This is a genomic window from Achromobacter sp. DMS1, from assembly GCF_001270295.1.
The window spans coordinates 27,462-50,677 of record NZ_LHSJ01000004.1 but is presented as its reverse complement, the minus strand read 5'-3'; the positions used below and the strand labels follow the sequence as shown (position 1 = coordinate 50,677).

Genomic DNA, 23,216 nt, shown 5'->3' with positions numbered 1-23,216 from the left:
CCCGCGGCGCGCCGGGCGCTCCCGCCGCCCGGCGCGGGCTGCTCCAGATTGCGACAAACCCACAAATTATTGGGGACATAATATAAGAAAAACAGCCATTCCGCGCCCCAATATAGTGCGCATTTTTTGACCATACCCCTGTAACCCTTGTCTGGCGCGCCTCTTGATGCGTACCCTATTTATTGCACAGAAACGGTGCAAACATATAAATAGGGTCGCTCCCTTTTTATTTCTGTTGCGCCCTACCTCCCGCAGGGTTATTGTCCCACCCTGCACTGCAACATAACGACGCAGGCCCACTGCGGAGCGCGCCATGTCCCAAATTACCCCGAACGATTCCTGTCGCCCCCTCAAGGCGGTTCCCATCGATGCGAGCCGCATCGGCTTGCCCGCCGCCCAGGGGCTGTACAGCCCGGCCAATGAGCACGACGCCTGCGGCGTCGGCTTCGTCGCCCACATCAAGGGCAAGAAAAGCCACGCSRTSMTGGCTGAAATCGATGGCGCGCTCTGGCTGCTCGACGCGGCCGACGCCCGGCGCGCCGGTTGCGGCCTGCACGGCGAATCCACCGCCGACCTTTCCTGGGAAGGCGACGCCTGGCGGCGCAAGGGCGTGCGGCTCGAAGAAAATGCCGATGGCCGCCTGGCGGCCTGGGGGGCGGCGCTGCACGCAGCTTTGCTCTCGGGCGCCATGACGCGCTGTTTCGAGCTGACGCTGCAATATGGCAACGACCGCAGCCAGTTCGGCCGCTCCATCGGCAAGTTCCAGGCCATCCAGCACCAGCTGGCCGTCATGGCCGAGCACGTCGCCGCCGCGCGCATCGCCACCGCCGCCGCGTTTCCCGCGCAGGCCACGCAGCCCGCGCTTCTGCCGTCGGCCGTCGCCAAGGCCCGCGCCAGCGAAGCGGCGGCGCTGGCCGCCTCCATCGCGCACGCGGTGCACGGCGCCATCGGCATTACCGAGGAATACGACCTGCAGCTCCATACGCGCCGTCTGCATGCCTGGCGGCTCGCGCACGGCTCCGAAGCGCACTGGAACGGCGTGGTGGGCAAGGCGCTGATGCAGGGCGGGGCGGGCGCGGCCGAGTTCGTGCGCGCGCTGCATCCCTGACGCCCTCCGGACGGCCGCCCCATTTCTTCCGACGAGTTCAACGCCATGTTCGACAAGACATACGAATCCGCCGACGAAGCGGTCAGCGTGATTGAGAGCGGCGCCACCATACTGGTTAGCGGCTTCGGGGACATCGGTCTTCCGTTCGAGCTTCTGCACGCCCTGGCGCGCACGCGCGTCAGGGACCTGACCATTGTCTCGAACAACGCCGGAACCGGCGAGCTGGGGCTGTCGCGCCTGTTCAAGAACCGCCAGGTGTCGCGCCTGATCGCCTCGTTTCCCTCGCAGCCGGATTCGCACCACTATTTCGCCGCCCACGAGGCCGGGGCCGTCGAGGTGGAGCTGGTGCCGCAGGGCACGCTGGCCGAACGCATCCGCGCGGGCGGCGCCGGCCTGGCCGGATTCTTCACGCCGACCGGCTACGGAACCGAACTGGCCGAAGGCAAGGAGTGCCGCATCATCGACGGCAGGGGATACGTGTTCGAGCGGCCGCTGAGGGGCGACTTCGCCCTCATCAAGGCGGATCTCGCCGACCCCTACGGCAATCTCAGGTATCGGCTCGCCAGCCGGAACTTCAATCCCATCATGGCCATGGCGGCGCGCACCACGATCGCCGAGGTCAAGAAGAAGGTTCCGGTGGGCGGCATCGGCCCCGACGACATTCATACTCCCGGCGTGTACGTGGACAGGATGGTGGAGGTGGGAAATGACTAAAGGATGGTCGGAAGACGAAATCGCTGCCCGCGTGGCGGCGGATCTGCCGGAGCACGCGGTCGTCAATCTGGGAATCGGCCTGCCCGTGCGGGTCGCCGGCCACATCCCGGCGGGAAAGACCGTCTTCTTCCATTCCGAGAACGGAATCATCGGGCTCGGACCCGCGCCGCAGCCCGGACGCGAAGACCCGGACGTCGTCAATGCCGCCAAGAAGCAGGCCACCCTCATTCCGGGCGCGTCCATTGTCCATCATGCGGATTCGTTTGCGCTGATCCGGGGCGGAAGGCTGGACTACTCCATCCTGGGCGCCCTGCAGGTGTCGGCGTCCGGGGACATCGCCAACTGGAAAGTGCCGGGCCAGAAAGGCGGCGGGGGCGTGGGCGGTGCGATGGATCTTGCCGTGGGCGCCAGGAACGTGCTGGTCATGATGCGCCACCAGGACAAGGCGGGAGCGCCCAAGCTCGTCCAGGCTTGCGCTTTTCCGCTGACGGCGGTGCGCACCGTGACGCGCGTCTATACGGAATTGGGAATCTTCGAATGCGCCGGCGATGCGTTCGTCGTGCGCGAGATGGCGCCGGGCGTGAGCCAGGATGAATTGCTCGGGAAAACGGAGGCGGTCTTGCGGTTCGCGTAGCGGCGATCCGGCCGTGCTGCGGACAACGAGTCTTACAAGGGAGGAGGCGTCATGATGATCCGAATGCTGTTGCTGGCTTTGTGCGTGTTTTCGTCGGCGGCGTCCGCCGCGCCGTTTCCCAGCAGGCCCATCAACCTGATCGTGCCGTATCCGCCCGGCGGCGCGGTGGACCCCATCGCGCGCCTGTACGCCGAGAAGATCACCCAGCACTGGGGCGTGCCCGTCATCGTGCTGAACCGCCCGGGGGCGGGAACCACGATCGGGCTCAACCAGGCGGCGAAGGCCGAGCCTGACGGCTATACGGTCGTGCTGGCCACGGCAAGCATCACCAGCAACGCGCCGTTGTACAAATCCCTGCCCTACGATACGCGCAAGGACTTCACTTACCTGAGCATGGCGGGAATGATCCCGCTGGCCATCGCCGCCAATCCCCGCACGCCGGTGAACACGCTGGACGAGCTTATCGCCCAGCTCAAGAAGAAGCCTGGCTCGCTGACCTATTCGTCGTCGGGCAACGGCACCATCATCCATCTCGGCGGCGAGCTGCTCAAGTCGCTGGCGGGCGTCGACATGGTGCACGTGCCCTACAAAGGCAGCGGCCCGTCGGTGATGGCGGGCGTGGCCGGCGAAGTCGACCTGACCTTCGACTCGGTGTTCCTGATGAACCCGCAGGTGGAAACCGGAAAACTCAAGTACATCGCCGTGGCGAGCGAAAAGCGGCTGAAATCGCTGCCCCAGGTGCCCGCCGTCAGCGAAAAGTATCCCGGGTACTTCGTCACGTCGTGGGTGGGCTTCATGGGGCCGGCCGGCATGCCGCAGGACGTGGCCCGGGCCTGGGCGGACGAAGTGGCGCGCGTGGCGGCGCTGCCCGACGTGCGCGACAGGCTGGCCGCCCTGGGCGTCGAATCCGTCTCCAGCACACCCCGGGAGTTCTCCACCTTCGTCGATAGCGAAATCGCCAAATGGGAGAAGGTGATCGAGGAGGCGGGCATTCCGCAAGTGCAGTAAGGCAGCAAGGGGCGGCCTTCGCCGCCTACTTCTCCTCCGCGATCACCAGCAGCACCGAGGCGGGATGCTTGCCCACCGAGGTAATCTTGTGCGGGATGCTGGAGTTGAAATGCGCGCTGTCGCCGGCGTTCAGGGTTTCGCGCCGGCGCGCGAGCTGCAGGCTCACGGTGCCCTTGAGCACATAGAGGATCTCCTCGCCCTGGTGATGGCTCATGGGGTGGTTGCGCACGGGCTCGTCGGTGGGGCTCATGACGAAGGCGACCATCCGGTGCCCGGGCAGCGTGCCGGACACCACCCGGGGCGCGCGGCGCGGCGCGTCCGCGCCGGGCTGGGCGCGGTTGATGACGATGGGATCGTCTTCCGGCGACTCGGCGAACAGCTCCTCCACTTTCACGCCCAACGCCTTCGCGATCCGCAGGGCGGCGCCGATGGACGGCGTGGACACCCCTCTTTCGAGCTTGGACACATAGCTGCGCGTGAGCTCGGCCGCCTGGGCCAGCTCTTCCAGCGTCAAGCCCGCCTGCACGCGTAACAACTTCAATTTGACGGCCATTGCTTTCCTGTTGGACACTTGTGTCCTAAAATCAACTTGTTTCTTGTCATAGATCAAAAAACCGGGCGGCCTCTCCACAACCGCCCACTTGCAAGGGGATATGTTATGACGTTCGGAAAACGTTGTCGGGCGATCATGATGGCCGTGCTTTGCGGCGCGGCAAGCGTGGCGGGCTGCGCCGCGGGCGCGGCGCAGCCGCGGTACCCGGACAAGCCCATCCGGCTGATCATTCCGTTCGGCGCCGGCGGCATCACCGACGTGGCGGGCCGCCTGGTCGGGCAATACCTGGGCGAGGCCCTGTCGCAGCAGATCGTGATAGAGAACCGCCCCGGCGCGGGCGGGGCGATCGCCGCGCAGGCGCTGTCGGCCGCCAAGCCCGACGGCTACACGCTGCTGCTGGGCACCGTAGGCACGCAGGTGGTGAACAAAATGCTCTACCGCAAGCTGGGCTACGACCCGGCGGCCATGACGCCGGTGTCGCTGGTCAGCAATTCGCCGTACGTGCTGGCGGTCAACGGGGTGGAGGGCGTGGACGACCTGCAGTCGCTGGTGCGCTACGCCAGGGACAACCCCGCGCGGCTGAATTTCGGGTCCGCGGGCAACGGCAGTTCGCCGCACCTGGGAATCGAGCTCTTCAAGCTGGCCACGAAGACGGATATCGTGCACATTCCCTTCAAGAGCGGGGCCGAGGCGGTCAACGCCGCGGTGGGCGGCCAGGTGAACATCGTGATCGACGCGCTGCCCGTCATCGAGCCGCAGGCCAAGGCGCACCGGCTGAAAATGCTGGCCATCGCCGATGCGCGGCGCAGCCGCGTGGCGCCCGACCTGAAAACCAGCGTGGAGCAGGGCCTGCCGCAATTCCAGATCGGCTCCTGGAATGCGCTGATCGCGCCGCCCGGCACGCCCGCTTCCACGGTCGAGGCGCTGAACAAGGCGCTGGCGCAGGCGCTCGAGCGTCCCGAGCTCGTGCAGCGCCTGGCGCAGATGGGCATCGAGCCGCTGCCCACAGGGGTCCAGGCGTACCGGAAGCACGTCGCCAACGAAACCGAGAAATGGTCCAAGGTCATCCAGGCCGCGGGCACGCGCCTCGATTGACGCGGCTTCGGGAGGAGGGTTGACGACATGCTGATTTACGACACCCTGCGTTCGGGCAATGCCTGGAAGGTGCGGCTGATGGCCAGCCTGCTGGGCGTGCCGCTGGCGCGCCGCACGCTGTCCATCGACCGGGGCGACCTGGCCAGCCCGGCATTCCTGGCCATCGCGCCCATGGCGCACGTGCCGGTGCTGCAACTGCCGGACGGCACGCACCTGGCCGAGTCGATGGCGATTCTCCACTACCTGGCGCAGGGCAGCCCGTGGTGGCCCCGGGACGCCCTGGCGCAGGCCCGGGTGCTGAGCTGGCTGTCGTTCGAGCAGGACCGTCACATGAAGCCGCTGGCGCAGCTGCGCCTGAACCTCGCGCTGCACCGGCGCGGCGATCCGCAAAGCGAGCCTTACGCCGGCCATGCGCGGGCGGCGCACGCCGCGCTGCAGGTGCTGGAGGCGCAGTTGCAACGGCAGGGCGCGCAGGGGTGGGTGGCCACGCAAGACCACCCCAGCATCGCCGACGTGGCCCTTTACCCCTATACCCGCATGGCGCCCATGGGCGGCATCGCGCTGGACCCTTACCCCGCCATCCGGGCCTGGCTGGCGCGCGTGGAGCGCCTGCCGGGATACCAGGCGCTCTTCCCGGGCCAGCCGGAACGCAATCTCTCCACCGCAGAACATCCCTAGGTCTACCCATGAACACCGACACTTTCAAGCTCGACAAGGCCACGCTGGTTTCGCAGTCCACCCGCAAGATCGACCAGCAGTTCCCGGAAAGCGCCTACTCCCTGCGCCAGAAGCTGGCGTTGACCTGCCGCATTCTCTTCGACAATGGCCACGACTCCGGGCTTGCCGGCCAGATCACGGCGCGCGCCGAGACGCCGGGCACGTTCTACACCCAGCAGCTCGGCCTGGGTTTTGACGAGATCGCCGAAGACAACCTGTTGCGCGTGGACGAAGACCTCAATGTGCTGGCTGGCGACGGCATGCCCAACCCCGCGAACCGCTTCCACTCCTGGGTCTACCGCGCGCGGCCGGACGTGAACTGCATCATCCACACCCATGCCGTGCACACCGCGGCGCTGGGCATGCTGGAGCAGCCGCTCATCGTTTCGCACATGGACAACTGCGTGCTGTACGACGACGTGGCCTTCGTGGCCAAATGGCCGGGCATCCCGGTGGGCAACGAAGAAGGCGAACTCATCGCCGGCGCGCTCGGCGGCAAGCGCGCGCTGATGCTCTCGCACCATGGCCTGCTGATCGCCGGCTCGTCGGTGGAAGAGGCCTGCGTGCTGGCCATTGCGTTCGAGCGCGCCGCGCGCATGCAGCTGCTCGCCGGCGCGGCGGGCGAGATCAAGCCCATCGACCCCGCGCTGGGCAAGGAAGCGCACGACTGGATCCTGCGCCCGCGACGCAACACTATCGCCTTCGAGTACTACGCCCGCCGTGCGCTGAAGAACCCGCGCAACGCGGACTGCCTGCGGCCGGCTTAGGACGGGTCGCCGGCCGCCTCGCCCCGCCAGGCCGGGCGCCCCGGCGCTACGCGCCGTTGGAAGACAGCCGCAGGTTGGTCTTGAGCATGTCGTAGACGTGGCGCGTGAGCGGGTTGATGTGGTCGCGGCGCATCCACAGGAAGTAGTTCACGTCGGGCAGGGGCGGCAGGCCGTCTTTCTCGCCCAGCACGCGCATGTCCGAACCCAGCAGCTCCACGCTGCGCGCGGTAATGCCCAGGCGCGCGCGCAGCGCCGCCTTGATGCCGACCAGGTTGGGAGCCACGTAGTTGGTCTGCCAGTGGACCTGGGACTGCTCCAGCGCATTGAGCGCGATGCGGCGGAAGATACTGGGCTCGTCGGCCAGCACCAGCGGCACGGGCGCGTGCATGTCGTGCACGTAGTCGGCGGAGCACAGCCAGACGGTGGGCGAGGTGCGCAGCACCACGCCCTCGAAGTCCGGGTCGAAGCGGGTGGAAACCGTGAGATCCAGCTCGCCGTTGCGCAGCGCGGTCATCAGGTGCGGGCTCCGGTCGACGCGGATCTCCAGCTTGATGCGCGGAAAGGTGCGCGCCACGTGCGTCAGCACGCTGGGCAGGATGCTGTCGGCCACGTCGTGCGGCGAGCCCAGGTGCAGCTCGCCTTCCAGCAGGCTGTCCTGCAGCGAGCGCAGGGCCTCGTCATTGATGGCGAGCATGTGGCGCGCATAGGTGACGAGTTTCTCGCCGTGGCTGGAAAGGCGCTTGTTGCGGCCGCGCTTCTCGAAGAGCGGCAGGTCGATCAGGTGCTCCAGCCGCTGCATCTGCTGCGTGACGGCCGATTGGGTCTTGTGCAGGCTGTCGGCGGCGGCGGAGAACGAATCGTGTTCGGCGATGGCGACCAGCGTGCGCAGCAGGTCCAGGTCCAGGTTGCGCATGGAAGATCCTCGGAATGTCGGGCATACCGGCGGACCTTAGCGCAAATCGGGGCGCGGCGCATGCGCGGCCGCCCCGCCTCAGTGCCGCACGTCCTCGAGGAACTTGCGGGCGCGGGGATGGCGCGGAGCGCTGAAGAACTCGGCCGGCGTGCTGTCTTCGAGAATGCAGCCGGCGTCCATGAACCAGATGCGGTCGGCGACCTCGCGGGCGAAATCCATTTCGTGGGTGACGACCACCATGGTCATGCCCTCGGCGGCGAGCTGTTTCATGACGCAGAGCACTTCGTTGACCATTTCCGGATCCAGCGCGCTGGTGGGCTCGTCGAACAGAATGACGGGCGGCCGCTGGGCCAGGGCGCGGGCGATGGCGACGCGCTGCTGCTGGCCGCCGGACAGGTTGGCGGGCATGGCGTCGATCTTGTGCGCCAGGCCCACCTTGGCCAGCAGGCTTTCTGCCAGCTCGTCGGCCTCGCGCGCCGGCATGCGGAACACCTTGCGCGCCGACAATGTCACGTTCTCGCGCACCGAATAATGCGGAAACAGGTTGAACTGCTGGAACACGAAGCCGATGGAGGCGCGCAGCTTGTTCAGGTCGTTTCGCGGATCGTAGATGCTGGCCCCGTTGACGGTGATGTCGCCTTTCTGGATGTTCTCCAGCCGGTTCAGGGTGCGGATCATGGTGGACTTGCCCGAGCCGGACGGGCCGCACACCACGAGCACCTGGCCTTTCTCGACGCGGCCGCAGACGTCGTTCAGCGCGTGGTATTCGCCGTACCACTTGTTCACGTTCTTCAATTCGATCATGGCGGTTTCCCCCTGTGATGGTCAGGCCAGCCCGAGCCGGCGCTTCTGGATGCGGGTTTCGATGCGTGCGGCCAGGCGCGAGAGCGCCAGGCAGACCGCGAAGTAGAAGCCGGCCAGGATGAGATACGTCTGCAGGGCCGACGTGAGTTCGATGCTGTTGATCTGCTGGCCGACGAAGGTGACTTCCTCCACCCCGATGACGTAGACGATGGAAGTGGCCTTGATGGTGGACACGAACTGGCTCACCAGCGACGGGATCATGTTGACCAGCGCCTGGGGCAGGATCACGTAGCGCATGCTCTGCCAGTACGACAGTCCGGCGGCGCGCGCCGCCTCGGTCTGGCCGCGCGGCAGGCCCTGCAGGCCGGCGCGCACGATTTCGGCCAGGAAGGCGCTCTCATACAGCACGATGGCCACGAGCGCCGTCTTGAAGGCCGAGATCGTCATGCCGGTGACCAGCGGCACCGCGAAGTACGCCCAGAAGATGATCATGATGAGCGGCACGCCGCGGAAGGCCGTGATCCAGCAGGTGGCCAGGATGCGCAGCAGGCGGTAGTGCCCCACGCGCGCAAAGCCCAGCAGCACGGCGATGGGAAAGGCCAGGCCCAGCCCCAGCACGGCCAGCAGCAGGGTGGCCGCAAAGCCGCCCAGCGGCCCGTTGGGCCAGGAACCCACCAGGAACATGGCGCCGTATTTTTGCAGGATGTCGAGCATGGCTTATCCCTTGTAGGCCGACGGAAATGCCTTCTCCACGCGGCTGCCCACGAGCATGATCGCCAGCGAGCACAGCAGGTAGATCAGCGTGGTCACGGCAAAGACGTCGAAGGTCCGGAAGGTGAGGTTGTCGATGTTCTTGGCCTGGTAGGTGAGGTCCGTCACGCCGATCACCATGGTCAGGCTCGTGTCCTTGAAGAGAATGAGCGAGCGGTTGACCAGAGGCGGCACGCCGATGCGCAGCGCCTGGGGCAGGATCACGTAGCGCATGCTCTGCAGAAAGCCCAGGCCGATGGCGCGGCCCGCCTCGGCCTGGGCGGCCGGAATGGCCTTCAGGCCGGAGCGCAGGTCTTCCGACATGTAGGCGCTGACGTTGAGCGACAGGGCGATCACGGCGAACAGCAGCTCGGTGTTGCCGGCGTTGACATAGGCTTTCAACCCGGGCGGCAGCACCTGGGGCATCCCGAAATACCACACCATGATCTGCACCACCGTGGGCACGTTGCGGTGGTACTCCACGAAGAGCGACATCAGCGCGTCCAGCGGCCTGAACGGTATGGCGCGCAGCAGCACGATGACGACGGCCAGCGCCATGCCCAGCAGCCACGACAGCGCGAACACCAGCAGGGTGGTCTTCAGGCCGTCGAGCAGCAGCTCGCCGTATTGCCCGTGCAGCAGAAAAGAAATATCCAGATCCATAAGCGGCAGCGGCGGCGGCGCGAGGCCGCCGCCTCATCCTCAATTGGCCTTGGCGACCGGTTCGACCTTGAAGGAGCGGGTGAGCTTGTAGATAGAGTCCTTGCCCAGCCACTTGGCGTAGATGGCGTCCAGCTCGCCGTCGGCGTCCATCTTTGCGAGCACCTTGTCCACGGCCTGCATCAGCCCCGTGTTGCCCTTGGACACCACCACCCCCATGCGCTCGGTGAACAGCGGTTCGTCGACCAGCACGGCGGGCGAGCCGGTCTTGGCGGATTCGATCTCGAATCGCTTGAGCGTGAGCTCGCCGGCCGAGATGCCGTCCACCTTGCCGTTCTGCAGGCCCAGGTAGCAGGTGGCCAGATCCTGATAGGTCACGATTTTCGACTTGGCCAGCACGCGGCTGGCGATGGCGGCCGAGGACGAGCCCTTGCTGGCGCAGACGCGCTTGCCCTCGAGCTGGGCCAGCGAGCCGATCTTCTCGTCGCGGCGCACCAGCACCTTGATGCTGCCCTGCAGGTATTGCAGGCTGTAGTCGACCTGGGCGGCGCGTTCGGGCAGGTAGGCCATGGAGCCGGCCACCACGTCCACGCGGCCCATTTTCAGTTCGGGAATGCGCGCTTCGGTGGACAGCGGCTTGTGCACCAGTTCCACGCCCAGTCCTTTGGCGAGCGCCTGGCACACGTCGACGTCGTAGCCCACGAACCTGCGCGTGGCCGGATCCTGGAAGGCATAGGGTTCGCTGGCGCTCTGGGTGCCGCAGACGAGCTTCTTGCTGGCCTCGATTTCCTTCAGGTCGCGGGCCTGGGCGCTGGCGGCCGCGGCCGCGGAAAGGGACAGGGCAATGACTGCGAGGGACGGCTTCATGGTTTTCTCCTTGGACTGTCTTGATGGTGGATGGCGGCGCCGGCGGTCCGCGCCGCCGGCCGCGCCTCAGGGGGCGAAGCGGTAAGCGGCGCGTTCGCGCTCGTCGATCTGGTTGACCAGATTGGTTTCCCATTCCAGGTACTTGCGCGCGGCGGCCTTGTTGCCGCTGTGGCGGTCATGCACGAAGAAAAGAAAGTCGATGCAGTCTTCGTCGGGCGGGTTGCCGGGGCTGGACTCCACCGGCAGGCCCGCGCCGGTCCAGGCGGCGGGCGGATCGGCGAGCAGCAGCGGTTCCAGGCTCCCGGGCAGGCCGCGCGCATAGAGCTCGGCCACGCGCGGATCCTCGGCGACGAGCACGGTCTGACGGTCGGCCGCGGCGGGTTTGCCGCGTATGGCCCAGCGCGCGCCGGCGATGTGCGCCTTGCGGTAGGCCATGCTGGGGCGCAGGTCGACGAAGGCGGCGCCCTCTTCCAGCAGCGCGCGGGCCTGCGCGCTGTCGATGCGCGCCAACCGGCTTTCCACGGCCGGCGGAGGCGGCGGAGGCGCGTCCAGCGCGGCGGCCTCCAGCACGTGGACTTCCCAGCCCATCTGGCGCAGCCAGCTGGCCACCGTGGGGGCGCGCACGCCCTCGCCGTCGACCAGCACCAGCCGGGCGCCGCGCGTGCCCACATACTGGTCGGTGGCCTGGATGAGCTGGCCGCCGGGCGCGCTGGCGGCGCCGGGGTAGGTGCCGGCCTGATATTCCTCCGGCGTGCGCACGTCGAAGACGTAGGTCGTGCGCGCGCCGTCGGCCCGCATGGCGGCCAGGGCGGCGGGGTCGATAGCGGCAACGCCGTAGCGCGCCGCCAGCGCCTGGGCGCGCTCCCTGGCGCGCGCCAGCGCCGCCTGCGAGGTTTCCATGCCATGCCGGCGCGACTGGCCGTGGTCCAGCGGCAGGTCCTTGAGGTACCAGCCCTGGGTGCCGTTTTCCAGGGCGTACACCGGGTTCTTCACGCCCAGGTTGATGAGCGTCTGCGCGCCGATGATGCTGCGGGTGCGGCCGGCGCAGTTGATCACGATGGTGGTGTTCTCGTCGGGCACCAGCTCGTCCACCCGCAGCGCCAGCTCGCCGTTGGGGCAGCAGGTGGCCGTGGGGATGCTCATCTTCTGGTATTCGGCGAACGGCCGGCCGTCCAGCACCACCAGGTTGTCCCGGGCGGCCAGGCGCCGGCTCAGTTCCTCGGCCGTGATGGCGGGCGTGTGGAAGACGTGTTCGGCCAGCTCGCCGAAGGTTTTGCTCGGCAGGTTGACGCCGGCGAAGAGGGCATAGCCCTGGCCGCGCCAGGCGTCGACGCCGCCATCCAGCACGCTGACCTGGGTATAACCGAGGGCGCGCAGCGCCTCGGCCGCCGGTTCCGCCACGCCGTTGGCCTGGTCGTAGACCACGACGCGGGTCGTCTTGCGCGGCACCAGGCGCAGCGTTTCGAATTCGAGCTGGCTGTACGGCGCGTTGACGGCATAGAAAAGGTGGGACTCGCCATACTGGCCATGCTCGCGCACGTCCAGCAGGGCGATCTCGTGGCCGTCGTGCAGCCAGTCTTTGAGCGTGGCGGCGCCTACGCGCGCGCGGATCGAGGGTGTGATTGCCATGGGTTCAACAGGAAGAAGCGCCGGCCGCGCCGGCGCGGAGGACTACGAAAGGTGGGCGTCGAACGCCTGTTGCAGGTCGGCGATGAGGTCGGCCGGGTCTTCCAGGCCGATATGGAAACGGCACATCGGACCGCGCCCGCTCCAGGACGACAGGCTGCGCGCGGAAGCCATGTTCATGGGCACGACCAGGCTCTCGTAGCCGCCCCACGAGGCCCCGATGCCGAACAGCGCCAGCGCGTCGATCATGGCTTCCATGCGCTCGGGGCCGACCTCGGGCGCGAACTCCACCGACACCAGGCCGTTGCTGCCGCGGAAGTCGCGCTCGAAGATCTCGCGCTGCGCGCCTTCGGCGCAGGCGGCGGCATAGACACGGGCCACGCGCGGGTGCCGCTGCAGCCAGCCCGCCACTTCGAGCATGTGCGCCTGGTGGGCGCGCAGGCGCACGGGCAGGGTGCGCAGGCCGCGCAGCAGCAGGTAGGCGTCGTCCGCGCCCACGGTCTGGCCGTAATTGACCTGCGCGGTTTCCAGTTCCGGCCACGCCTCGCGGGTCGTGACCACCGTGCCCATCATGACGTCGGCGTGGCCGCTCAGGTACTTGGTGGCCGCGATGATGGAGATGTCGGCGCCCAGCGCCAGCGGCTGGTGCAGGAAGCCCGAGCCCCAGGTGTTGTCCACCGCCAGCAGGCAGCCATGCTTCCGGGCCAGGGCCGACACCGCGCGCAGGTCCATCATCTCGTAGACGAGCGAGCTGGGGTTTTCGGCATAGATCATGCGCGTGTTGGGCCGGATCTTCTCCGCCAGGTCGGAGCCATCGGGCTGGTAGTAGCTGTGCTCGATACCCAGGCGCGCCAGGCTCTGCGCGCACAGCGCGCGCGCCGGTTCGTACACGCCGTCGGTCATGAGCACGTGGTCGCCCGCCTTCAGGTAGGCGAGAAACACCATGGCGATGGCCGCCAGCCCGGTCGGGAACACCTTGGCGCGGTAGCCGCCTTCCAGCTCGACCAGCGCGTCTTCCAGCGCATAGGTGCTGTCGGTGCCGCGCGCGCCGTAGGAACGCAGGCGCTCCTGGCCGCGGCGCTGGCGCGTCTCGCGCCACTGCGCCACGCTGTCGAACACATAGGTGCTGGCCCGCGTTACCGGCGTGTTCACCCAGCCCTGGTGGGGCCGGCCGCTGCGCAGCAGCCGGGTTTCGTAGGCGCCTTGCGGCGCGTGCTGGTCCTTGGCCATGTCGCGTCTCATTTGCGGGTCTGCACGCCGATGGCCATCTGCTGGCAGGTGCCTTTTTCGAGATCGAAAGCGATGCGGCGGTCCAGCGTTTCCAGCGCACGGCCGTACATGTGCAGGTGGCGGATGACGTCCTGGCCCTCGATGTGCACGGCGTGGATGTCGTCGGGCATGAGAGCGATGCCGGCGCCGGGTTCGACGACCACGGTTCCGGTCTGCTCCAGCGTGGCGCGGCCCGGCTCGCTGCCGTCGTCCTTGCGGTCGTAGGTGTAGTTGAGTTCCACGCCTTCGACCGCGGCGATGCAGGCCCAGGTTGTGTGGTTGTGCGGCACGATCTTCTTGCCCGGGCGCATGACGTTCAGGTACAGCGCATAGGACTTGTCTTCGTCTTCCTGGATCAGGTAGCGGGCCTGCAGTTCCCCCTGCTCGGGCGCGGGGTAGCGCTCGGCGCTCCACCAGTCTTTGTGGGCGGCCAGGCCGACCAGTTTGTCCAGGACCTGGGCCAGGGTGTCGCGGTTTTCTCCGCCGCGCTCGAACAGCCCCTTGATCTGGTCGATGGCGGCGCGGATCTGGGCCGATCCCGGGTTGGCTTGCTGCATGGCGTATGGGCTCCGTGTCTTTTGTGGGAAACAGGCGCCCACCTTAAAGAGCCGGACCGCGCGATTCAAATTAGAGTTGCATTGAAATTCATTAGGATTGCTAATGTATTTTCCGCTTTCATAGAGGAATGGCGAGAAGAGCGCGACGGAGGACCGTCCGTCTCTAGGGGAAAATACCAATAAGAAACTGATCCATTTTCCGGCCCTGGAGCAACTCGCGCGGGCGCCGGGCCGGGCCGCGGACGCAGCGACCTGCACAAGCTTGAGTTTTTTCCTACGCACTTGTCAGTCTCATCCTATGGTGGCGGCGCCTGCGCTCTTCTTATGATTCCCAATCCTGTGCCGGCGCCGCATCGGGTTGCCCCGGGCGGAGTTCCCCGGCGGCGAAATATCCAGCCGTCGCGCCGCCCGTCTTCCGCGCTTCCCGGCCCACGGTCATCCGCGGCATATCGAGGAAAAAGTGAAACTCCTTCAGTCGATTCTGCTCGTCGCCTTGCTGTGCTTTTCGAAAGCCGGCTTTGCCGTCATTTGTCTCAAGGAGGGCGGCCTTTCCAAGGATTCGGTCGACATCCGCACCACCATCGCCGTGCCCAACGACGAAGCAAGGGGCACGGTGCTATGGCGCTCGCCCAATTACCACATGCGCGTCGAATGCAAGCAGGAAAAGTCGATAAGCCTAGGCGAGAAGGTCTTCATCTATCTCAGCCCCACCGACCAGGGCATGACCCAGCTGGGGCCCGACATCGAGTTCGGCGTCAACCTGAAGGGTGTCGACTACACATGCAGCAGCCTGGAGCGGTGCCGCATGGAAATCGGCGAGACCGAGCCTTGCGCCCTCTTGTGCACCAACTTCAAGACCCGTTTCTCGATTGCGTACAACTTCTTCATCGCCAAGAAATCCACACCGGAGCAAAGCGCACACAAAGAGGGCGTGCTGGCGGGGCTTTCCCAGTACGACGCCTTCCAGATCGACGGCGAGGGGGGCATCAACGAGCGTCCGGGCCAGAACTTCCGCATGACGGTCACGGGGCTGAACCGCATGCGTTACGTGGGCTGCCTGGCCAAAATAGCGCTGTATCCCTCCGTGCTCGATTTCGGGCCGCTTCCCATGAGCGGCGCGCGCGTCGGCGATCCCATCGCCGAGAAGTCCTTCTACATCATCGTCGGCAAGAACTGCATCAGCTATTACGGGCTGTCGGCCATCATCGTGCCGACCAATGGCAGGTTGCTGGACCAGTACACGCTGGTTCCCGACCATAACGCCTCGCTGGGCATCTCCATCTACGCCGCCGACGGCAAGTCTCCCGTGCCGTTCAACGAGGAGTTCACCGTGATGCCGCCCACGGAAAACGTGTACTTCACCGCCGGCTTCAGGGTCCGGCCGAAATGGCTGACGGAAAAGCCCACGACGGGCCCGTTCCATGCCGCCGCCGTAATCAGCGTGTACTACAAGTAGCAAGCGATGCAAAGAAGAATCACTGCAAGACCCGGCGGCAATAGCCTTCCTCAGGGAGGAACTCGATGAGAGGCTGGCTGGTTTCGTTCTTTTTCGCCGCCACGCTGTTTGCCGCAGACAGCCACGCTGCTTTCAGGTGCTACAAGGATCCGTTGACTCTCCACGAGTCCATGGTCGTCGACGGCCCGGTCATCCTGGTGGACAACAACGCGCGCGAGGGCACGGTGTTGTGGCGCTCTCCCACCATCAACCTCACCCTGGTCTGCTATCACGACCACTGGGGTTGGGGCGAGGATGTCTATATATACCTGTATCCGGGCGCCACCGACGATACCCACTTCAGCCCGGGGCTCGGACTGGGCATTCGCATGAATGGAACCGACGAACCCTGCCCCGTCATCGCCCCGTACTGCCGCAAGTCGATCGGAAAGACGTCGTCCTGCTTCTTTAGTTGCTCAGGCCGCAAGACGGTCTTCCAGATTTCCTATAGTCTGTTTCTGTTCAAGAAGCAGAGTCCATGGGACACCTCCCGCCTGTCGGGGCCGCTGGCCGCGGCCACCGCCGCCGACGCGATGAGCATCGGCGACAAGAATGGGCTTCCCACTCCTGGCAATTCTTCCTACAAGCTCGTTCTTACAGGGCTGGAAAAGGTGCGCTATGCCTATTGCCAGCCCGCGGCCAGCGTAACGCCGAGCGTGATCGACTTCGGCTCGATTTCCATGTCCACTGCCCCCACAGGCGGCGTCATCTCGGAGCGGTCCTTTTTTGTTACGGTGGACAGGAAGTGCTCGCTGCAGGCCGGGATATCCGCCGTCATGAACGTCACCAAGGGATCGGTATTGGCGGATCACGCGCTGCTCCCTGCCCAGAACCAGTCCGTCGGCATTTTTCTGTACGGCGAGAATGGCTTACCCATACCTTGGGGCAAAGAAATCCGGTTGCTGCCGCCCGGCAAGGACGCACGCACGGCCGCGCGCATCGATACACACCTGAAGTGGATGGCCGAACGCCGCGAACCGGGACCGTTTTCCGCGACGGTGGTCGTCGACGTGTACTACAAATAGCCGCGGGCGGCGCGCCGCCCGCGGCGCGATTCAGAAGCCCGCGCGCGGCACGTGCACGCGGCCGTCCATGAGCACTCGGGCGCTGCGGCTCATGATGGCCTTGGTGACTTTCCACTCGCCGTTCACCTGCTCGGCCTTGGCGCCCACGCGCAGCGTGCCCGAGGGATGGCCGAAGCACACGGTGTCGCGCTCGCCGCCGCCGGCGGCCAGGTTGACCAGGGTGCCCGGCACGGCCGCCGCCGTGGCGATGGCCACCGAGGCCGTGCCCATCATCGCGTGGTGCAGCTTGCCCATGGACAGCGCACGCACCAGCACGTCCACGTCCGACCGGGCGATGCGCTTGCCGCTGGAGGCCACGTACTCGCGCGGCGGCGCCACGAACGCCACCTTGGGCGTGTGCTGGCGCGCGGCGGCTTCTTCCAGCTTGCCGATGAGTCCCATGCGCAGCGCGCCGTGCGCGCGTATGGTCTCGAAGCGCGCCAGGGCGGCGGCATCGCCATTGATATCGTCCTGCAGCTCGGTTCCCTTGTAGCCCAGCGCCTCGGCGTCCAGGAAGATGGTGGGAATGCCGGAATTGATCATGGTGGCCTTGAACGTGCCCACGCCGGGCACCTCCAGCTCGTCCACCACGTTGCCGGTGGGAAACATGGACCCGCCGTCGCCGTCTTCCGCCGGGTCCATGAATTCCAGCCGCACCTCGGCCGCGGGGAAGGTCACGCCGTCCAGCTCGAAGTCGCCGGTTTCCTGCACCGCGCCGTTCGTCATGGGTACGTGCGCGATGATGGTCTTGCCGATGTTGGCCTGCCAGATGCGCACCACGGCCACGCCGTCGGCCGGCACGCGGCTGGCGTCCACCAGCCCGTTGGCGATGGCGAACGGCCCCACGGCCGCCGAGAGGTTGCCGCAGTTACCGCTCCAGTCCACGAACGGCTGGTCGATCGAGACCTGGCCGAAGAGATAGTCCACGTCGTGGTCCGGGCGGGCGCTGCGCGACAGAATGACGGTCTTGCTGGTGCTGGAGGTGGCCGCGCCCATGCCGTCGATCTGTTTGCCGTACGGATCGGGGCTGCCGATCACGCGCAGCAGCAGGGCGTCGCGAGCCGGGCCGGGCACGCGGGCGGATTCGGGCAGGTCGTCCAGCTTGAAGAAAACGCCTTTGCTGGTGCCGCCGCGCATGTAGGTGGCGGGAATACGGATCTGGGGGGCGTGTGCCATGGCGCAGTCCTGGTGTTTAGGGTTACGGGAAAGGCGGGCCTGCGCCCGCCGTCGTTGCCGGGCGTCAACCGGCCTTTTGCGCGCCGGCGGCGGATTCGGCCTCCAGGAAGTCCTGGGCGAAGCGTTGCAGCACGCCGCCCGCTTCGTAGATGGAAACCTCCTCGGCCGTGTCCAGCCGGCAGGTGACCGGCACCGCTTCGGTGCGGCCGTCGCGGCGGTGGACGACCAGCGTGAGGTCGGCGCGCGGTTCGCGCGTGCCCACCACGTCATAGGTTTCGGTGCCGTCCAGCGCCAGCGTCTTGCGGTTCGTGCCGGGCTTGAACTCCAGCGGCAGCACGCCCATGCCGATCAGGTTGGTGCGGTGGATGCGTTCGAAGCCCTCGGCCACGATGGCTTCCACTCCCGCCAGGCGCACGCCCTTGGCCGCCCAGTCGCGCGAAGAGCCCTGGCCGTAGTCGGCGCCGGCCACGATGATGAGCGGCTGCTTGCGCTCCATGTAGGTTTCGATGGCTTCCCACATGCGCATCACCTTGCCCTCGGGCTCCACGCGGGCCAGCGATCCCTGCCTGACGGTGCCGTCGGCGTTTTTCACCATCTCGTTGTAGAGCTTGGGGTTGGCGAAGGTGGCGCGCTGGGCCGTGAGGTGGTCGCCGCGGTGGGTGGCGTAGGAGTTGAAGTCCTCCTCGGGCAGGCCCATCTTCGCCAGGTACTCGCCCGCCGCGCTGTCGGCCAGGATGGCGTTGGACGGCGAGAGGTGATCGGTGGTGATGTTGTCGCCCAGCACCGCCAGCGGCCGCATGCCGCGCAGCGTGCGCTCGCCCGCCAGCGCGCCTTCCCAGTATGGCGGGCGGCGGATGTAGGTGCTCTGGGGGCGCCAGGGGTACAGCGGACTCACGGCCGTCTTGCGCTCGTCCTGGATGCCGAACATGGGGGCGTACACCTTGCGGAACTGCTCGGGCTTGACGGCGCTGCGCACCACCGCGTCGATTTCCTCGTCGCTGGGCCAGATGTCTTTCAGGCGGATCTCGCGGCCTTCCGCGTCCACGCCCAGCACGTCGCGCTCGATGTCGAAGCGGATGGTGCCGGCGATGGCGTAGGCCACCACCAGCGGCGGCGAGGCCAGGAAGGCCTGCTTCGCGTACGGGTGGATGCGGCCGTCGAAATTGCGGTTGCCCGACAGCACGGCGGTGGCGTAGAGGTCGCGGTCGATGATTTCCTGCTGGATCTTCGGGTCGAGCGCACCCGACATGCCATTGCAGGTGGTACAGGCGAAGGCCACCACGCCGAAGCCCAGTTTTTCGAGCTCGGGCGTAAGGCCGGCTTCGTCCAGGTACAGGGCCACCGCCTTGGAGCCGGGCGCGAGCGAGCTTTTCACCCAGGGCTTGCGCGCCAGGCCCGCGCGGTTGGCGTTGCGCGCCAGCAGGCCCGCGGCGATCACGTTGCGTGGATTGCTGGTGTTGGTGCAGCTTGTGATGGCCGCGATGATGACCGCGCCGTCCGGCATCTGGCCCGGCGTGTTTGCCACCTTGCCGGCAATGCCGCGCTCGGCCAGGTCGGAAACCGGCAGGCGGCGATGCGGGTTGGAGGGGCCGGCCAGCGTGCGCACCACCGTGGAGAGGTCGAAACGCAGCACGCGCTCGTAGCGGGCGTTCTTCAGCGTATCGGCCCACAGGCCGGCGGTCTTGGCATAGGTTTCCACCAGCGCCACCTGTTCTTCCTCGCGGCCCGTCAGGCGCAGGTAGTCGATGGTTTGCCCGTCGATGGCGAACATGGCGGCCGTGGCGCCGTACTCCGGGGCCATGTTGGAAATGGTGGCGCGGTCGCCCAGCGTGAGCGCGGCCGCGCCCTCGCCGTAGAACTCCAGGTAGGCGCCCACCACTTTCTCCTTGCGCAGGAACTCGGTGAGCGTGAGCACGACGTCGGTGGCGGTAATGCCGGGCTGCGGACGGCCGGAGAGTTCTACCCCCACGATGTCGGGCAGGCGCATCCAGGAGGCGCGGCCCAGCATGACGTTCTCGGCCTCCAGGCCGCCCACGCCGACGGCGATCACGCCCAGCGCGTCCACGTGCGGCGTGTGGCTGTCGGTGCCCACCAGGGTGTCGGGGTAGGCCACGCCGTCCTGCGCATGGATCACCGGCGACATGCGCTCCAGGTTGATCTGGTGCATGATGCCGTTGCCCGGCGGCACCACGTCGATGTTGCGGAACGCCTGCTTGGTCCAGTCGATGAAATGGAAGCGGTCTTCGTTGCGCCGGTCTTCCACCGCGCGGTTCTTGGCGAAGGCGTCGGGATCGTAGCCGCCGTACTCCACGGCCAGCGAGTGGTCCACGATGAGCTGCACCGGCACCACCGGGTTCACCTTGGCCGGGTCGCCGCCTTTTTCGGCGATGGCGTCGCGCAGGCCCGCCAGGTCCACCAGCGCCGTCTGGCCCAGGATGTCATGACAGACCACGCGCGCCGGGTACCACGGAAAATCCAGGTCGCGGCGCCGTTCGATGAGCTGCCGGAGGGCGTCGTTGAGCAGCGCGGGCTCGCAGCGACGCACCAGGTTTTCGGCGAGCACGCGCGAGGTGTAGGGCAGTTCGTCGTAGGCGCCCGGGGCGATGGCTTCCACGGCGGCGCGGGCGTCGAAATAATCCAGGCGGGTGCCCGGCAGGGGCTTGCGGTAGGAATGGTTCATGCTTCGCTCTTTTGCAGCTTGCCTTGCGCGATCTGCTGTTCGATGTTGAGACGGGATGCGCGGATGTGCCGGCGCATCAGGATTTCGGCCAGCTCGCCGTCGCCGTCGGCGATGGCGTCCAGGATGCGGTGGTGTTCCGCGTACGACTGGCGCGGGCGGTTCGGCGTGTTGGAGTACTGGATGCGGTACATGCGCGCGAGCTGGTAGAGCTCGTCGCACAGCATGCGAAACAGCATCTGGTTGCCGCTGCCCTTAACGATGCGGTAGTGAAAATCGTAGTCTCCCTCCTGCTGGTAATAGCCGCGGCCCGCCTGGAACGCCTCGTCGCGCTCGTGCGCCTCGAGCACGCGGCGCAGCTCTTGCACGTCTTGCGCGTGCATGCGCTCGGCCGCCAGGCGGCAGGCCATGCCCTCCAGGGATTCGCGTATTTCGTAGAGCTCGCACAGCTCCTGCTGGCTCAGCGACACCACGCGCGCGCCCACGTGCGGCACGCGCACGAGCAGCTTCTGCCCCTCGAGCCGGTGCAGCGCTTCGCGCAGCGGCCCCCGGCTCACGCCGTAGGCGCGCGCCAGCTCAGGCTCGGAAATCTTGCTGCCCGGCGCGATCTCACCCTTGACGATGGCCGACTGCAGCTTGCGGAAAAGCTGGTCGGACAGCGTCTCGGCGTCGCCCGCCGGGTCGGGCAGCGTGAGCACTTTGCTCATGGTGTTGACAATCTTGTGAGTTTTACTGCGTTTTGCCGATTATTTCGGCTTGGAATTCACTGATTGTCAACAATTTAGTCCGGAACGCGGCGGGCCGCAAGCCGGGCGCTCAGATGCCCGTATCGGGGTAATTGGGGCCGGCGTCGTGGAACCCGCCGCTGCTGTAGGGGTTGACCGCCCCGGGATGCGGCGGCCCGCCGGGGCCGGAACAGGCGGTGAGCAGGGCGGCGGCCAGGGCGGCCAGCCAGGGTAGGGCGCGATGCATGACAGTCTCCTGGGGCGGACGTTTGCCGCCGGGCCCGGAGCAGCGTCCCGGCCCCTCCGGAAAGAGAGGCGGGAACCTGCCGGACGTGGAGCCATGATAGCGCCGGGCGTGGCAGGCAAGGCGGCCCGGCGCGGGCCGGGCCGTGCTAGCGCGCCGCGGGCCAGCGGCCGCCCAGGCCTTGCGTGGCGGCGGCCGCGCTTTCCTGGACGAGCTTGCTCATTTTCTTGATGGCCGCCGGCGTGAAGCGTTCTTTGGGGCCGGACAGGGAGATGGCGCCGCACATCCCGCCGTCGGGCCCGAACACCGGGCTCGCCACGGCGGCGCAGTTGGGGTCGCGCTCGCCCATGGATGTCAGCACCAGGCCGGCCTGCGAGGGCGGCAGGCCCTGGACCAGGTAGGCGGTGAGCAGCCGGCCGGCGGCGCCCTTGTCCAGCGGCAGCAGGTCGCCGGGGCGGATGCGGTCCAGCGTGGAGTGGTGTGAATCCACGCGCAGCAGGCAGACGCGGTAATGGGCGTCGTGGTAGACGTGGAAGGAGGCGCTTTCCGTGCCTTTGTCGACCAGGCCCTGCAGCAGCGGAAGTATGGTTTCGCTGATGCCGTAGGTGGCCTCGAAGGCGCGGCCCAGGGTATGGGCATACGGCCCCAACGCATAGCGGCCGTCGGCGCGGCGCACCACGAGGGCGGCGCGCTCCAGCGAGGCGATCAGGCGCAGCAGGGTGCTTTTGTAGAAGCCGGTGGCGCGCGAGAGGTCGGCCAGCGAGATGGGTTCGGCGCGCTGGGCGATCGCGGCCACGATCGCCAGCGCCCGCTCGACGGCGGCGACGCCGTCGGATGCGGATTCTTGAGGGGTAGTACGACTCATGCAGGACGGTTGGGTATTTTGCCGGTTGCTCCCGAGTCGGGGTCGATGACGCGGCTCACCACCGGAAAATAGCGATTGCCGAAACCTTCGGCGATCGCCGCCTCGAACCAGCGGTCCACGTTCTGCGCGCCGCTGGCCGAGACGCCGGTCTGTTCGGCCAGCGCCAGCGCATAGCGCAGATCCTTGCGGGCATAGTCGACGGGGAAGGCCCTCTCGGGAAAATCTCCGGGGAGAATAGCCTTTACGCCATGGTTGCGCAACGCGAAGCTGTCTGCCGAGCCGCGTGTGAACGTTTCCAGCAGCACCTGCGGATCCACGCCCGAGCGCCGCGCGATGGCCCGGGCTTCGGAGAGCGCGACGACCGTCTCGAAGAGCACCATGTTGTTCAGGATCTTCACCACCTGGCCGCTGCCCACCGGGCCGCAGAGCGTGATCTCGGAAGCGAAGGTGGCGATGAGCGGCCGCACGCGCTCGAACAGGCCGGCATCGCCGCCCACCATGACGGACAGGGTGCCGGCCTCGGCCGCGGCGCGCGTCCGGGCTACCGGCGCGTCGATGAAATGCGCGCCTTTGGCGGCGAAGTCGGCCGCCAGGTCGCGGGCGGTCTGCGCGGGCGAGGTGCTGAGGTCCACGATGAGCTGGCCCGGCCGCGCCAGGGCCAGCAGGCCGTCCTCGGTGCGGGCGAGCTGTTCGACCACTTCGCCGGAAGGCAGCGAGAGGAACACCACGTCGCAGCCGCGCATGATGTCGGCGGCATTCGACGCCTGCACCCCGTCGACGGCCAGCCGGGCCAGGGGGGCGGGGTCGGTGTCGCAGCCCAGCACCGGCAGCCCGCTCTTGCGGGCCAGGTTGCGGCAGATGGGTTCGCCCATGACGCCCAGGCCGATGAAGCCGGCTCGTGTATAGGGTTGATGCATGTTCAAGTCTC

Annotated in this window: 24 protein-coding genes; 9 read left to right on the top strand and 15 right to left on the bottom strand. The window is 67.2% G+C overall.

Annotated features, from left to right (window positions below; all coding sequences use genetic code 11):
* Positions 1-313 precede the first annotated feature (313 nt).
* Genes AD428_RS01165 through AD428_RS01150 form a run of 4 tightly spaced genes read left to right on the top strand, consistent with a single transcriptional unit; the run spans position 314 to position 3,464 of the window.
* Positions 314-1,108, top strand: coding sequence for an acyl-CoA dehydrogenase family protein (locus tag AD428_RS01165; RefSeq protein WP_235488725.1), 795 nt, complete (start codon positions 314-316; stop codon positions 1,106-1,108).
* A gap of 45 nt (positions 1,109-1,153) precedes the next feature.
* Positions 1,154-1,822: a 3-oxoacid CoA-transferase subunit A gene (locus tag AD428_RS01160; protein WP_053243841.1), complete on the top strand. Its 669-nt coding sequence runs from the start codon at positions 1,154-1,156 to the stop codon at positions 1,820-1,822.
* On the top strand, positions 1,815-2,456 hold the full coding sequence (locus AD428_RS01155; RefSeq protein WP_053243840.1) for a 3-oxoacid CoA-transferase subunit B: 642 nt from the start codon (positions 1,815-1,817) through the stop codon (positions 2,454-2,456). The genes AD428_RS01160 and AD428_RS01155 overlap by 8 nt, the downstream gene beginning before the upstream one ends.
* Positions 2,457-2,507: 51 nt before the next feature.
* Entirely contained in the window at positions 2,508-3,464 is a 957-nt protein-coding gene (locus AD428_RS01150) for a tripartite tricarboxylate transporter substrate binding protein (RefSeq protein WP_053243839.1), read from the top strand.
* A gap of 25 nt (positions 3,465-3,489) precedes the next feature.
* On the opposite strand, the gene AD428_RS01145 is transcribed toward AD428_RS01150, so the two are convergent.
* A complete protein-coding gene (locus AD428_RS01145; RefSeq protein ID WP_053243838.1) occupies positions 3,490-4,017 on the bottom strand; it encodes an XRE family transcriptional regulator in 528 nt (175 codons plus the stop codon).
* Positions 4,018-4,152: 135 nt separating this feature from the next.
* Here AD428_RS01145 and AD428_RS01140 point away from each other — a divergent pair, with 135 nt between their 5' ends.
* The 3 genes from AD428_RS01140 to AD428_RS01130 are packed head-to-tail and all read left to right on the top strand — an operon-like array spanning position 4,153 to position 6,596.
* On the top strand, positions 4,153-5,112 hold the full coding sequence (locus AD428_RS01140; RefSeq protein WP_369798666.1) for a Bug family tripartite tricarboxylate transporter substrate binding protein: 960 nt from the start codon (positions 4,153-4,155) through the stop codon (positions 5,110-5,112).
* A 27-nt stretch (positions 5,113-5,139) separates the two neighbouring features.
* A complete protein-coding gene (locus AD428_RS01135) occupies positions 5,140-5,790 on the top strand; it encodes a glutathione S-transferase family protein (protein ID WP_053243837.1) in 651 nt (216 codons plus the stop codon).
* Positions 5,791-5,798: 8 nt separating this feature from the next.
* Entirely contained in the window at positions 5,799-6,596 is a 798-nt protein-coding gene (locus AD428_RS01130; RefSeq protein WP_053243836.1) for an aldolase, read from the top strand.
* 46 nt (positions 6,597-6,642) lie between these two features.
* On the opposite strand, the gene AD428_RS01125 is transcribed toward AD428_RS01130, so the two are convergent.
* From AD428_RS01125 to AD428_RS01090, 8 genes are all read right to left on the bottom strand, one after another.
* Positions 6,643-7,509 carry a LysR substrate-binding domain-containing protein gene (locus tag AD428_RS01125; protein WP_053243835.1) on the bottom strand — a complete coding sequence of 289 codons (867 nt, stop codon included), beginning with the start codon at positions 7,507-7,509 and terminating at the stop codon, positions 6,643-6,645.
* Positions 7,510-7,587: 78 nt separating this feature from the next.
* Positions 7,588-8,313 carry an amino acid ABC transporter ATP-binding protein gene (locus AD428_RS01120; protein WP_053243834.1) on the bottom strand — a complete coding sequence of 242 codons (726 nt, stop codon included), beginning with the start codon at positions 8,311-8,313 and terminating at the stop codon, positions 7,588-7,590.
* Between the two features lie 21 nt (positions 8,314-8,334).
* Complete coding sequence (locus tag AD428_RS01115; RefSeq protein ID WP_053243833.1) at positions 8,335-9,027, bottom strand: amino acid ABC transporter permease; 693 nt, start codon at positions 9,025-9,027, stop codon at positions 8,335-8,337.
* A gap of 3 nt (positions 9,028-9,030) precedes the next feature.
* Positions 9,031-9,726, bottom strand: coding sequence for an amino acid ABC transporter permease (locus AD428_RS01110; protein WP_053243832.1), 696 nt, complete (start codon positions 9,724-9,726; stop codon positions 9,031-9,033).
* Positions 9,727-9,765: 39 nt separating this feature from the next.
* Entirely contained in the window at positions 9,766-10,590 is an 825-nt protein-coding gene (locus tag AD428_RS01105) for a transporter substrate-binding domain-containing protein (RefSeq protein WP_053243831.1), read from the bottom strand.
* A 66-nt stretch (positions 10,591-10,656) separates the two neighbouring features.
* Positions 10,657-12,219 (bottom strand): rhodanese-like domain-containing protein, encoded by a 1,563-nt coding sequence (locus AD428_RS01100; protein ID WP_053243830.1) that lies wholly within the window; start codon positions 12,217-12,219, stop codon positions 10,657-10,659.
* Positions 12,220-12,261: 42 nt separating this feature from the next.
* The gene (metC, locus tag AD428_RS01095; RefSeq protein ID WP_235488722.1) at positions 12,262-13,458 is read right to left on the bottom strand and encodes a cystathionine beta-lyase; all 1,197 of its coding nucleotides are present in this window, start codon (positions 13,456-13,458) and stop codon (positions 12,262-12,264) included.
* Positions 13,455-14,042 (bottom strand): cysteine dioxygenase family protein, encoded by a 588-nt coding sequence (locus tag AD428_RS01090; protein WP_200907969.1) that lies wholly within the window; start codon positions 14,040-14,042, stop codon positions 13,455-13,457. The genes metC and AD428_RS01090 overlap by 4 nt, the downstream gene beginning before the upstream one ends.
* Before the next feature lie 460 nt (positions 14,043-14,502).
* On the opposite strand from AD428_RS01090, the gene AD428_RS01085 reads away from it, so the two are divergent.
* Together AD428_RS01085 and AD428_RS01080 are read left to right on the top strand one after the other, a co-directional pair.
* Complete coding sequence (locus tag AD428_RS01085) at positions 14,503-15,498, top strand: fimbrial protein (RefSeq protein ID WP_053243828.1); 996 nt, start codon at positions 14,503-14,505, stop codon at positions 15,496-15,498.
* A gap of 65 nt (positions 15,499-15,563) precedes the next feature.
* Positions 15,564-16,562 (top strand): fimbrial protein, encoded by a 999-nt coding sequence (locus AD428_RS01080; protein ID WP_053243827.1) that lies wholly within the window; start codon positions 15,564-15,566, stop codon positions 16,560-16,562.
* Between the two features lie 30 nt (positions 16,563-16,592).
* On the opposite strand, the gene prpF is transcribed toward AD428_RS01080, so the two are convergent.
* From prpF to AD428_RS01055, 6 genes are all read right to left on the bottom strand, one after another.
* Positions 16,593-17,777, bottom strand: a complete 1,185-nt coding sequence (prpF, locus tag AD428_RS01075) for a 2-methylaconitate cis-trans isomerase PrpF (protein ID WP_053243826.1) — start codon at positions 17,775-17,777, stop codon at positions 16,593-16,595.
* Between the two features lie 64 nt (positions 17,778-17,841).
* Positions 17,842-20,457 carry a Fe/S-dependent 2-methylisocitrate dehydratase AcnD gene (acnD, locus tag AD428_RS01070; RefSeq protein ID WP_053243825.1) on the bottom strand — a complete coding sequence of 872 codons (2,616 nt, stop codon included), beginning with the start codon at positions 20,455-20,457 and terminating at the stop codon, positions 17,842-17,844.
* Positions 20,454-21,161: a GntR family transcriptional regulator gene (locus tag AD428_RS01065; RefSeq protein ID WP_053243824.1), complete on the bottom strand. Its 708-nt coding sequence runs from the start codon at positions 21,159-21,161 to the stop codon at positions 20,454-20,456. The genes acnD and AD428_RS01065 overlap by 4 nt, the downstream gene beginning before the upstream one ends.
* Positions 21,162-21,270: 109 nt before the next feature.
* A complete protein-coding gene (locus AD428_RS26960) occupies positions 21,271-21,426 on the bottom strand; it encodes a hypothetical protein (protein ID WP_200907968.1) in 156 nt (51 codons plus the stop codon).
* 145 nt (positions 21,427-21,571) lie between these two features.
* Complete coding sequence (locus AD428_RS01060) at positions 21,572-22,288, bottom strand: IclR family transcriptional regulator (protein ID WP_053243823.1); 717 nt, start codon at positions 22,286-22,288, stop codon at positions 21,572-21,574.
* Positions 22,285-23,205, bottom strand: a complete 921-nt coding sequence (locus AD428_RS01055; RefSeq protein WP_053243822.1) for an NAD(P)-dependent oxidoreductase — start codon at positions 23,203-23,205, stop codon at positions 22,285-22,287. Before AD428_RS01055 ends, AD428_RS01060 begins: the two co-directional genes overlap by 4 nt.
* Positions 23,206-23,216 lie beyond the last annotated feature (11 nt).